General features: G+C 66.5%; 10 protein-coding genes and 2 tRNA genes. 6 read left to right on the top strand and 6 right to left on the bottom strand.

Features of this window, described 5'->3' with window-relative positions:
• Positions 1–536: 536 nt before the first annotated feature.
• Positions 537–608: transfer RNA gene (locus ACFWPH_RS04710), tRNA-Gln, on the top strand.
• A 148-nt stretch (positions 609–756) separates the two neighbouring features.
• A tRNA-Glu gene (locus ACFWPH_RS04705) sits at positions 757–829 on the top strand.
• 877 nt (positions 830–1706) lie between these two features.
• On the opposite strand, the gene ACFWPH_RS04700 is transcribed toward ACFWPH_RS04705, so the two are convergent.
• The 3 genes from ACFWPH_RS04700 to ACFWPH_RS04690 form a co-directional block, all read right to left on the bottom strand.
• Entirely contained in the window at positions 1707–2297 is a 591-nt protein-coding gene (locus ACFWPH_RS04700; RefSeq protein ID WP_378748097.1) for a chloramphenicol phosphotransferase CPT family protein, read from the bottom strand.
• A 97-nt stretch (positions 2298–2394) separates the two neighbouring features.
• Positions 2395–2922: a pyridoxamine 5'-phosphate oxidase family protein gene (locus tag ACFWPH_RS04695; RefSeq protein WP_062974770.1), complete on the bottom strand. Its 528-nt coding sequence runs from the start codon at positions 2920–2922 to the stop codon at positions 2395–2397.
• A 34-nt stretch (positions 2923–2956) separates the two neighbouring features.
• Positions 2957–3658, bottom strand: coding sequence for an IclR family transcriptional regulator (locus tag ACFWPH_RS04690; protein WP_378748096.1), 702 nt, complete (start codon positions 3656–3658; stop codon positions 2957–2959).
• 143 nt (positions 3659–3801) lie between these two features.
• On the opposite strand from ACFWPH_RS04690, the gene leuC reads away from it, so the two are divergent.
• The 3 genes from leuC (at position 3802) to ACFWPH_RS04675 (ending at position 6679) form a co-directional block, all read left to right on the top strand.
• Positions 3802–5217, top strand: coding sequence for a 3-isopropylmalate dehydratase large subunit (gene leuC, locus ACFWPH_RS04685; RefSeq protein ID WP_378748095.1), 1416 nt, complete (start codon positions 3802–3804; stop codon positions 5215–5217).
• 55 nt (positions 5218–5272) lie between these two features.
• Entirely contained in the window at positions 5273–5881 is a 609-nt protein-coding gene (leuD, locus tag ACFWPH_RS04680) for a 3-isopropylmalate dehydratase small subunit (RefSeq protein ID WP_378748094.1), read from the top strand.
• 156 nt (positions 5882–6037) lie between these two features.
• A complete protein-coding gene (locus ACFWPH_RS04675) occupies positions 6038–6679 on the top strand; it encodes an HU family DNA-binding protein (protein WP_378748093.1) in 642 nt (213 codons plus the stop codon).
• 189 nt (positions 6680–6868) lie between these two features.
• On the opposite strand, the gene ACFWPH_RS04670 is transcribed toward ACFWPH_RS04675, so the two are convergent.
• The 3 genes from ACFWPH_RS04670 to cofC are packed head-to-tail and all read right to left on the bottom strand — an operon-like array spanning position 6869 to position 10789.
• A complete protein-coding gene (locus tag ACFWPH_RS04670; protein ID WP_378748092.1) occupies positions 6869–7843 on the bottom strand; it encodes an NUDIX domain-containing protein in 975 nt (324 codons plus the stop codon).
• Positions 7840–10032, bottom strand: coding sequence for an RNA degradosome polyphosphate kinase (locus ACFWPH_RS04665; protein WP_378748091.1), 2193 nt, complete (start codon positions 10030–10032; stop codon positions 7840–7842). The genes ACFWPH_RS04670 and ACFWPH_RS04665 overlap by 4 nt, the downstream gene beginning before the upstream one ends.
• Positions 10033–10084: 52 nt before the next feature.
• A complete protein-coding gene (gene cofC, locus ACFWPH_RS04660; RefSeq protein ID WP_378748090.1) occupies positions 10085–10789 on the bottom strand; it encodes a 2-phospho-L-lactate guanylyltransferase in 705 nt (234 codons plus the stop codon).
• Between the two features lie 30 nt (positions 10790–10819).
• Between cofC and ACFWPH_RS04655 the strand changes: the two genes are divergently transcribed.
• A complete protein-coding gene (locus ACFWPH_RS04655; RefSeq protein WP_280416382.1) occupies positions 10820–11815 on the top strand; it encodes an NAD(P)H-dependent glycerol-3-phosphate dehydrogenase in 996 nt (331 codons plus the stop codon).
• Positions 11816–11863 lie beyond the last annotated feature (48 nt).

Below are 11863 nucleotides of genomic sequence, written 5' to 3'. Positions count from 1 at the left end.
GCTCTAAGACCCCGGGGAACTCCTCGACGGGGAAGAATCCATGCTCCGGCGGCACACCACACGAGGGTGGGCAGCACCAAGGGAATACCCCTCCTGGCGGGCCGGCGATCCCCTCGCCGCCCCGCCCACCGGGGCCGCTGGGTTGGAACCACTGCCGGATCGCGCCACCACAGCACGCTGACCGCCACGCCGCGCGGCCACGGGGCGTCACGTCGGCCTGGGTACCGGCCTGTCGCCGCGGTCGTGGGAAACCGGGCGCGGGGGGCGAGGGTTGGTGCTGTTCGATCAGCTCCGGCCCGCCCCGCCGCGACCACTCTGACAGCGCGGTCCGGACGACCTGAACGAATGCCTACCCGGCGAGCAGCACCGGTCCGGGTGATCAGCCCCGAGACGAACCGCGAAACAGTACAACCAACCCCATCAAACCCGATCTGACCAGGCGATTTGTAGTTTTACCCGCACAGTTTGGTACTCTCTTTCTCGGCCGGAACGACGGTGCCGCCGCAGCCAGCGACGAACCCGAAAGCCCAGGTCATTGGGGTATGGTGTAATTGGCAACACAGCTGATTCTGGTTCAGCCATTCTAGGTTCGAGTCCTGGTACCCCAGCGGAGATCGGTCTCTACTACATCCTCCAGATGCGGTGCGGAACGAATATCCAGGCGATTTGGTCGCCGCCGCCCGGTCGGTTACGCTGATCGAGCTTCGGATCGAAAGATCCGCGATCCGCTCCAGCCAGGAGTCGATCAAAAGTCCTGGCCCCGTCGTCTAGCGGCCTAGGACGCCGCCCTCTCAAGGCGGTAGCGCGGGTTCAAATCCCGTCGGGGCTACTCAGCTGGCAGGCTCATGCTCATGGAGAGCATGAGCCTTTGCTGATTCGCGATGTTTTGCGGGGGTTCAACCCCCGCACCCCGACCAGGCGGGCTCGGCGCCCCCTGGACCCCCTCCGTGGAGGGATTCCTACCGACGTATTGGCCGGGGCTGCGCCCCTGGACCCCTTTACGGTTGGTGGCATTCGGGTAGGCCTTCGTGGTCGGTGAGCTGCGGATGTGTCGTTCGGGCGGTGGTTCCTGTTGCACTGTCGGGGTCGGTTTCCTGCCGAGGTCTTGCCGGGGCTGTGCCCCTGGACCCCTCTGTGGCTGGTGTTATTCGGATAGCGGTGGGTCGCCCGGGCTCGGGTTCCAACTGCGTTCGGTGGTGGGCGCGGGGTCCCCTACAGGTTCGGTGCCTTCGGGAGCAGTGATCTGTTGGTCGATTTTTCAGTTGGTCCACTCGAGATATCCGGTACCCGCCGACCACTACAACCGCCGGCCCGTGATCGTCGTTCACCCCTCGGTTTCGCCCGGATGGGCCTTGGCGGCCACGCGGCGCGAGCTTGCCGATCGGTGCCCTGGATACGCTGTCGGGGTCTCGGCAGGCCGTGTCCGACCTCGGCGTGTGGTACGGCGAGGTGGGCCGGGCCTCGTTGTGGCCGGTGGCGCCGGAAACGGTCGAGAACCGGGCTGGGGCGACGCCGACAGGGGCGGGGGCGATCGTGCAGGATGCCTGGCGGCGAGTCGTCAACTAGTGCAGGGTGCCGGGGTACTGGCCACAGTGGGTGATGAACAACACAATTGGCAGAGGTTCTCACGTGGCGATCGGTGTGGGCTCCGCCGGATTCGGCCTCGGATGATCCATGCGGCGGCGAGGAGGGGCCGGGCGCGTAGATCAGCGGTCGGCTGTTGCCCGGAGCCGGTCGAAGGCTCGATTCGAGGGGGGACGGGCGAGGAAGGCCTTGATCTGGGCGGAGCATTCGCCGATGGAGGCGGTGCCGGTATCGACTTCCAGATCGTAGGTTCCGTGGGCGTGGACCGAATCCAGCTGCCGGGCAGCTGTGCCGACGGCCCGGTCGGCGCGGCGGCGTTCGCGGAGTCGAAGTTCGGCGGGTGGGCAGTGGACGCCGACGAAAACGACGTCTATGCCGGTCATCACGGTCAAGCAGTCGGTTAGCCGCCAAGGTTCGCTCAGGACGTGGTCCATGATGATGTCGTTGCCCGCCCGGGCCATGCCGGCGACGGCGCGATGAAATCCGGCGCGGGTTCTGCGGAGGACCTCACCGAGGTCGTTCGGATCGAGTTCGTGGGTTCGGGATTCCGAGCGCATGGCGCCGAACATATCGGCGCTCATGTGGAAAAACGGTCTATCGAGGTCGGTCAGAAGTCTGTGCGCGATACTCGATTTTCCCGAGCTGGAAACGCCGTTGAGGAAAACGATCCGGCCAGGAGCGGTTTCGCCTGGACGACCGGATTCCGGGTTCATCAGTCCATGGTGACTGCAGGATGGTATCCCCCGCACCCCGCCTCGGCCGCTGACCGGGCGGCTGCCCGGGTGCTCGGAAACACCCGGGCGCCGGGGCTCAGTCGTCGAGGGCGCCTGCGGTGGAACCGCCCAGAGGCATTTCGGGGAGACCGAGCTTGCGGTGGTCCCAGCTGCGGATGCGTTCGGGGACCACACGGACCGCGACGCGCTTGTTCAGCATTCCTTCGACGTATTGGCGCATATCGTCGGTGTAGGGGCCGGTGTAGCGCTCCCAGACGCTGACGCCGACGGCGAACAACTTCTCGGGGTCGTCGATCACCTCGGCGTGGCCCTCGATGGAGACGCCGCGCAGGGTGTCGTAGGTCTGGCCGGCCTCGACCATGCAGGTGATCGTGGGGTTACGGCGCAGGTTGACGGCTTTCTGGGATTTGCCTTTGGTTTCGAACCACAGTTCGGGGACGGCGTCGGGACGGCCGGGATCGGCGATCAGTGCGTACCACATGGCGGTGAGGTGCGGTTTTCCGTCGCCGCCCAGAGTGGCCAGGGTGGCCACGCGGCTGCGGGTGAGGAAATCGGTGATCTCGGCGTCGGTCATCACGATCTGTGACCGTTGGTTCACTCCCATGGGGTCACCATAAGTGACGGCGGCTGCCCACCGCTCAGAGTCGGCGGTGCAGGGCATCCGCCGCCGCGACGAGATCCGCGGCCCAGCGGGCGCCGGGACGGCGGCCCATCCGGTCGATCGGGCCGGAGACGGATATGGCGGCGACCACGGCGCCCTGCTGATCCCGTACGGGTGCCGAGATACTCGCGACCCCGGCCGCGCGTTCGCCGGCGCTCTGCGCCCAACCTCGTTTGCGGACATCGGCGAGGGTGCGCTCGTTATACATGGCCTCGGTGAGCACGCTGCGCTGCAGCTCGGGATCGGCCCAGGCGACGAGGACCTTCGCGGCCGAACCGGCGGTGAGCGGCAGCCGGGAGCCGACGGGCACGGTATCGCGTAATCCGGCGGGCGGTTCCAGGGCGGCGACGCAGACACGCTGGTTGCCGTCGCGGCAGTACAGCTGCACGCTTTCGCCGGTGATCTCGCGGAGCCGGGGCAGGATCGAACTCGCGGCCTCGAGCAGCGGATCGGCAGCGCCGGCGGAGAGTTCGCCGAGAGCGGGGCCGGGGCGCCAGGCGCCGTCACCGTTACGGGCCAGCAGGCGATGGGTTTCCAGTCCTACCGCGAGGCGGTGGGCGGTGGCACGGGGCAGGCCGGTGCGTTCGCACAACTCGTTGAGACCGCACGGCTGCTCGGCGACCGCATACAGCACTGCCACCGCTTTGTCCAGAACGCCGATACCGCTATGCTGTCTCATACAACGATATTAGCGTCCTGCATTCTGAGATGCCATCACGAACAGCCCAGGTGGGTCGTGGGATGGGGTCGCGATATTCCAGCTAGCGCGTATGCGCCGCGGGTCACCGGGGCGGATACCCGGCCCGAAAGGTGATCGCAACAATGCCACGTACGCTGGCCGAGAAAGTATGGGAACAGCATGTCGTCGCCCGCGGGGAAGGCGACGGCGAGGCCCGGGAACCCGATCTGATCTATATCGATCTGCATCTGGTGCACGAGGTCACCAGTCCGCAGGCGTTCGACGGCCTGCGGGCGGCGGGGCGGCCGGTGCGCCGGCCCGATCTCACCATCGCGACCGAGGACCACAACGTCCCCACCGCCGATATCGATAAACCGATTGCCGATCCCATTTCGCGTCTCCAGGTGGAGACGCTGCGGCGTAACTGCGCCGAATTCGGCATCCGGCTGCACCCGATGGGTGATCGCGAACAAGGCATCGTGCACGTGGTCGGCCCGCAACTGGGCCTGACTCAGCCGGGTACGACCGTGGTGTGCGGGGACAGTCATACCTCCACCCATGGCGCGTTCGGTGCGCTCGCCATGGGAATCGGGACAAGTGAGGTCGAACACGTACTGGCCACGCAGACGCTGTCGCTGCGGCCGTTCAAGACGATGGCGATCACTGTCGACGGGGAACTGCCGCCCGGAGTCACCAGTAAAGACCTCATTCTGGCGGTGATCGCCGAAATCGGCACCGGTGGTGGGCAGGGATATGTGCTCGAGTATCGCGGTGAGGCCATTCGGAAAATGTCGATGGAAGCGCGGATGACGATCTGCAATATGTCCATCGAGGCCGGGGCGCGGGCCGGGATGATCGCCCCGGACGAAACGACCTACGAGTTCCTGAAAGGCCGCCCGCATGCGCCGCAGGGTGCGGAGTGGGATGCCGCGGTGCAGGCATGGGAAGCGTTGAAGACCGACGACGACGCCGTTTTCGACCGGGAAGTGCATATCGACGCGAGTGCGCTGACACCGTTCGTCACCTGGGGCACCAACCCGGGACAGGGTTTGCCGCTCGGCGCAAATGTGCCGGATCCGGCGCAGATCGCCGACGAAAGCGCCCGCGATTCGGCGGAGAAAGCGCTGCGATACATGGATTTGACCCCGGGTATGCCGCTGCGTGAGGTCGCGGTGGACACCGTGTTCGTCGGATCCTGCACCAACGGCCGGATCGAGGACCTGCGGGCCGTGGCCGGGGTCCTGAAGGGCCGCAAGGTCGCCGACGGGGTGCGAATGCTGGTGGTACCGGGGTCGATGCGGGTGCGCGAACAGGCCGAGGCCGAGGGGCTGGGGGAGGTGTTCACCGCCGCCGGGGCCGAATGGCGGCAGGCCGGATGCTCGATGTGCCTGGGGATGAACCCCGATCAGCTCGAACCAGGCCAGCGTTGCGCCTCCACCTCCAACCGGAATTTCGAGGGACGGCAGGGCAAAGGTGGCCGGACCCATCTGGTATCGCCGCTGGTCGCCGCGGCCACCGCGGTACGCGGCCGGTTGTCGGCGCCCGCCGATCTGCACTGAGCCGCCGCGCCGCATTCGCCAAAACCTACGATCAGCCCGAAACAGGAGAAATACGATGGAAGCCTTCACCGTGCACAAGGGGATCGGCGTTCCGCTGCGCCGGTCCAATGTGGACACCGATCAGATCATCCCGGCCGTCTATCTGAAGCGAGTGACTCGAACAGGATTCGAAGACGGGCTGTTCGCCGCATGGCGCGGCGACGAGGAGTTCATTCTGAACACCGAGCCGTACAAGCGCGGCACCGTACTCGTGGCCGGACCGGATTTCGGCACCGGATCGTCACGTGAGCACGCGGTCTGGGCGCTCATGGACTATGGCTTTCGGGTAGTTATCTCTTCCCGTTTCGCCGACATCTTCCGCGGTAATGCGGGCAAGGGCGGTCTACTGGCTGCGCGAATGTCACAGAATGATGTCGAAATGCTCTGGAAGTTGCTCGAGGAACAGCCCGGACTGGAATTGGTTGTCGACCTCCAGGCGCGCACGGTGACCGCAGGAACCGTCGTGTTGCCGTTCGATATTGACGACTACACGAGGTGGCGCCTGTTGGAAGGATTGGATGACATCGGCCTGACGCTGCGGCGTAGCGATGTGATCGCGGAGTTCGAAAAGGCAAGGCCGGGTTGGAAACCAAAGACCCTTCCCGAACCTATTTCGCAGGCGTAATGTTCTCGGCCTCTTAGTGGGGCCTCGGATGGTGCGGTAGCTGTGCGTGTGCTAGGCCACATGAATTTTGGCGTGGCACATAGACTCTTGCCCATTGTGGGTTTACCGTGGTACCTAGTCGGTCCGACGACGGGCCATTAGTCTGCGGAGGATTCAATGAACAAGGCGGAACTGATCGACGTTCTGACCGAAAAGTTGGGTACTGACAGGCGCACGGCCACCGCGGCAGTCGAGCATGTGGTCGACACGATCGTGCGTGCGGTACACAAAGGACAGAGCGTCACCATCACCGGATTCGGTGTGTTCGAACAGCGGAAGCGTGCGGCGCGCGTCGCACGTAATCCGCGCACCGGGGAAACCGTCAAGGTGAAACCCACTTCGGTGCCGGCCTTCCGGCCCGGTGCCCAGTTCAAGGCGGTAATCGCGGGTAAACAGAAGCTCGCGGCCACCGGCCCGGCGGTCAAACGCGGTGTCAATGCTCCTGTGGCGGCCAAGAAATCCACGGCCAAGAAGACCACGGCCAAGAAGACCACGGCGAAGAAAACCACCGCCAAGAAGTCGGCCACCAAGGCGCCCGCCAAAACCACGGCACGTAAGACCGCCACCAAGGCGCCGGCCAAGAGCACCGCCGCCAAGAAGGCGGCCACCAAGACGGCGGCACGTAAGACCGTCGCCAAGAAGAGCCCCGCCAAAGCCACGGCGAAGAAGACCACGGCCAAGGCAACCGCCAAGAAGACCCCGGCGAAGAAAACCACCGCGAAGCGGACTCCGGCGAAGAAGGCTGCAAAGAAGCGCTGATTCGCCCGCCGCGGATGCCGCGGAAATCCCCGACGGCTTTCCGACCCGCGAACGGTGCTCGTCGACGAGTTCCGCGTGCCGCATCTCGGCCCGCATGCTCGCGACCTTCACAACCGAAACGCCGGACGGACCAGCCCCCGGGCGATCCCCGGGGGCGTGACCGTTTCCACGGCCGGTGAGTGTTCGGCTCTACCCGGTCGCCGGCGCGGTATCGACCGATAGCGATCGGTCCAGATGATCGGCGGCGACCAATCGGTCGCCCGCGAAAGACAACACCCACACCGACCCTTTCCGGGTCCGGGCGGGTGACAGTCGCATTCCATCCCGCTCCGCCCACCACCGGACAAGATCCGGGACGGTATCGCCCTGGCTGCACAGTACGGGCACCGCCCGGGCGGACAGGGCCAGCGACCGGATATGTTCCCGCGCCTTTTCGGTATCCGCGGCATATCCGATATCACCGAGCAGCGGATCCACCGCCACCTCGACCCCGAGATCCTCGGCCAGCGGCGCCACCGTCTGCACGCAGCGCAGGGGTTCGGCGGAATAGATTTCCCCGGCACCGAATGCCAGCAGATTGGGCACCAGCGCGAGCGCCTGCTGATACCCGGCCGATTCGAGTGGACGCTGCTCGTCCGGGCCACGGAACCGGTCCCGGCGACCGGCCTTGGCGTGCCGGACCACCAGCGCGGTGCGGGTATCGGCCGGTAACCGGGTGAACGCCCGGACGATCTGGCGATCCATCGGATACGACAGCGCCGACATCACCGTTTCCAGCGGGCACCAGGTGAGTTCATCGACTTCGTTGTTCGCCGTGAACGCTCCGCCGGTCACCTCGGCTGCCCAATAGTCGACGCGTTTCAGCCTGCGATGCCCCGGGATCGGGTAGGTGACCTTGCCCAGATAGCGGCCCAGCCGGGGCCGCAGCCCGGTCTCTTCCTCGGTTTCGCGGACCGCGGCCAGGACCGGGGTCTCGCCGGGATCGAGTTTCCCCTTCGGCAACGACCAGTCGTCGTATTTGGGCCGGCGGATCACGGCGATCTCCATCCGCCCGGCGGAATCGGGCGCGTGGCGCCACAGCACGGTGCCGGCGGCATGAATATTGGCTGTGGTCCGGGGATCCGGGTAGGCCGGTGGTGTATGCGTGGTGTCCACTGCGTTCACTGCTGATCCGGGCGGCGCAGGCGCATCAGCGCCACCTGATGGTCGCGGACCTCGATCCCGTCACCGCCGGGCCCGGTACCGGCCCGGTCGGGGCTGGATTGCCAATTACCGTCGGCATCCAGTACCCAGCAGCGCGTCATCGGGTGCAATGCCGATTCGAAGATCCCATCCAGCCGTTCCCGTAGTTTCGGGTCCTTCACCTGTGCCATGACCTCCACGCGGCGGTCCAGATTCCGGTGCATCATATCGGCGCTGCCGATCCAGAACTCGTCCTGCGCCGCGAAGTTGAGAATTCGCGAATGCTCCAGTACCCGGCCCAGGATCGACCGCACTTCGATGTTCTCGCTCATCCCCGGAACGCCCGGGCGCAGCCCGCAGATACTGCGGACCACGATCTGCACCGGAACACCCGCCTGCGAGGCGCGGTAGAGCGCGTCGATGACCTGTTCGTCGACAAGGGCATTGGCCTTCAGCCGAATCCGCGCCGCCGCGCCGTCGCGGGCCAATTCGATCTCGCGTTCGATCCGGGAGATGATCCCGGCCCGGATACCGTGCGGGGCAACCAGGATGTTGCGGTAATCGGCCTTTCTGGAATAGCCGGTGAGCGAATTGAACAGATCGGTGAGATCGGCGCCGATCTCGGGCGCCGCGGTGAGCAACCCGACATCCTCGTACAGGCGGGCGGTCTTCGGATTGTAGTTACCGGTGCCGATATGGCAGTAGCGGCGAATGGTCGAGCCTTCGCGGCGCACCACCAGACAGGTCTTGCAGTGGGTTTTCAACCCGACCAGGCCGTAGACCACATGCACCCCGGCCTGTTCCAGCGTGCGCGCCCATTTGATGTTGGCCTGCTCGTCGAATCGCGCCTTGATCTCCACCAGCGCCACCACCTGTTTACCGGCTTCGGCGGCGTCGATGAGCGCGTTCACGATGGGGGAATCGCCGGAGGTGCGGTACAGGGTCTGTTTGATCGCCAGAACCTGCGGGTCGGCGGCGGCCTGTTCGATGAAACGCTGCACGCTGGTGGAGAACGAATCGTACGGGTGGTGCACGAGGACATCGCCTTCGCGCAGGGCGGCGAAAACATTGCGCGGGGTTTCGCGCTCCCCGAATGCCGGCGGGGTCGCAGGCACGTAAGGGGCGTCCTTCAGGTTCGGGCGGTCCACCCCGTACACCTGCCACAGGCAGGACAGGTCCAGCAGCCCCGGAACCTGGATGACATCCGCCGGGTCGACCTCCAGTTCGCGCAGGAGCAGGTCGAGCATATGTTCGGTCATATCGTCGGACACCTCGAGCCGCACCGGTGAACCGAAGCGGCGCCGGGCCAGTTCGCGTTCCAATGCCTGCAGCAGATCCTCGTCGCGATCCTCGTCGACCTCGAAATCGGCGTTGCGGGTGATCCGGAACGAATGGTGCTCGACCACCGTCATCCCCGGGAACAACTGCTCCAGATGCGCCGCGATCAGCGCCTCCATCGGCAGGAACGCCGCGATCGAGGCGCCGTTACCGGACCCGGGCCGCCGTACCCGCACGAACCGGTCCACATTGTCGGGCACCTTCACGCGAGCGAAATGTTCACCACCGGTGGTCTGGTCCTGGACCGTGACCGCGAGATTCAGGCTGAGCCCACTGATATAGGGGAACGGGTGCGCGGGATCCACGGCCAGGGGCGTGAGCACCGGGAACACCTGATCCTGGAAATGTGCGGACAACCGTTCCCGCTCCGGCTCGGCCAGATCGGCCCAGTCGATGATCTCGATACCCTCCGCGGTGAGCGCGGGCAGCACCTCGGTGAGGAACACCTCGGCGTGGCGGACGGCGAGATCCTGGGTGCGCGCCGCGATCAGCTCGAGCTGTTCACTGGGTGAGCGGCCGTCGGCCGAACGCACCGAAAGCCCGGTTTCGGCGCGGCGTTTGAGGCCGGCGACACGGACCATATAGAACTCGTCGAGATTCGAGGCGAAGATCGCGAGGAATTTCGCGCGTTCCAGCAGCGGCAGCGAACTGTCCTCGGCCAGCGCCAGGACACGGGCATTGAAGTCGAGCCAGCTCAATTCCCGGTTGAGATAGCGATCGGCCGGCAAACGAGGCGTTCGCTCGTCGGCAGGGATCTGGGTGGCGGCCGGAGGCGGGGTGGGTAGCACCTGCTGCTGCTTGACGGTTTCCGTATCGCTCACGCCTACGATCATCCCCTACGAACCGGGTGGTGTGCAGATACCGGCGGTGACTGTTATCTCTGGTTCACGGGGTGGCGACCTGGCCGCACACCTGGGTGACCGGTTCGCGAACACGAGCGGGCACACCCAGTTCACGCAGGAGGGCAGTGGTCTCGATACCCGTGCCCAGCGCCTGCACGGCCGCCAGATCCGCGGCGGTATCGACATCCTGGCGCAGACCGGGCCACTCACCGGCCAGTTCGCGCGCACCGTCGGCGCGGTGGTGGTGAGCCGAATCACGGCCGAAGCGGGGTCGCAACGGCAGGCCGGACGGCGCGAACAAGGCGGCGGTGCCCGTGCCCGCGTGATCGGTCACCAGTGCGCGCAGTTCGCCGGAAGCGGCGGCCAATACAGCCGCCAGCTCGTCCGGGCACAATGCGGGCAAATCGGCCTGCAGCGCCAGCAGGTCCACGGCGCCGTACCGGGTCCGCAGGGCCGCCGCCGCATCGGCGAGCGCGATATTGAGCCCGTCGGGGTCGGTGCGGGCGCGGGCCGGTTCGGGATGCACCTCGGCGCCGAGCGCACGGGTTGCCTCGGCTACCACCGGGTCCGGGGTGACGATCGTGATCGCCGCGATCGCGGGCACCTCCGCGGCCGCGCGCACGGTATCGGTGAGCATGGCCAGCACCAGCCGCGACCGGTGCGCCGGCGCGAGCACACCGGCGAGCCGGCTCTTGGCGCTGTCCAGGGATTTCACCGCGATCACGGCGTGCACGGAGTGCGGGCACATGGCCCCATCCTGTCATGGCATTCTGGGCTGATGACGAGGGCGGCGGTAATGGGTGCGGGATCGTGGGGTACGACACTGGCGAAGGTGCTGGCCGACGCCGGTACCGAGGTCACGGTGTGGGCCCGCCGGCCCGAGGTCGCCGAGGCACTGGCCACCGATCACCGCAACCCCTACTACATGCCCGGAGTGCAACTACCGCCGATCGCCGCCACCAACGATCACGTACGCGCCCTGGACGGCGCCGATATCGTGGTGCTCGCGGTGCCGTCGCAATCCCTGCGCGTGAACCTGAAGGCCTGGGCGCCGGATATCGGCGCCGACGCCACACTGCTGAGTGTGGCCAAGGGGATCGAGAACGGCACCCTGCTGCGGATGAGCGAGGTGATCGCGGAGGTCAGCGGGGCGGATCCGGCGCGGATCGCGGTGCTGTCGGGACCGAATCTCGCGGGGGAGCTGGCCGCCGGGCAGCCCGCCGCGACGGTGATCGGCTGTATCGACGCGCAGCGGGCGGCGGCAGTGCAGCAGGCCTGCGTCACCAGCTACTTCCGGCCCTACACCAACACCGATGTCATCGGCTGCGAAATCGGCGGTGCCTGTAAGAATGTGATCGCGCTGGCCTGCGGGATCGCCTCCGGCATGGGGTTCGGCGACAACTCCATCGCCGCGCTGATGACCCGGGGCCTGGCCGAGATCATCCGGCTCGGCGTGGCACTCGGCGCCGAACCGGCGACCCTGGCCGGGCTGGCGGGGGTCGGGGATCTGATCGCGACCTGCACCTCGCCGCTGTCGCGGAACAGATCCTTCGGCGTGGCGCTCGGCTCCGGGGGTTCCATGCAGGTCGCGCAGGAGGCCACCCACGGCCAGATCGCCGAAGGAGTGAAATCCTGTAGTTCGGTGCGCGCGCTGGCCGATGCGCACGGTGTGGAGATGCCGCTCACCGAAGCCGTTCACCAGGTGTGTCACGAGGGATTGGCCGTGCAGTCGGCACTGGAGAAACTGCTGGGGCGCCGGATCAAACCCGAATGAGCCGCGGGCCCGGTGTGCGGGGATTATCCGGTGGCGCGACAGGGTACC

The organism is Nocardia sp. NPDC058499, from assembly GCF_042719915.1.
Lineage (GTDB): Bacteria > Actinomycetota > Actinomycetes > Mycobacteriales > Mycobacteriaceae > Nocardia.
This window is presented reverse-complemented; position numbering and strand designations above follow the sequence as displayed.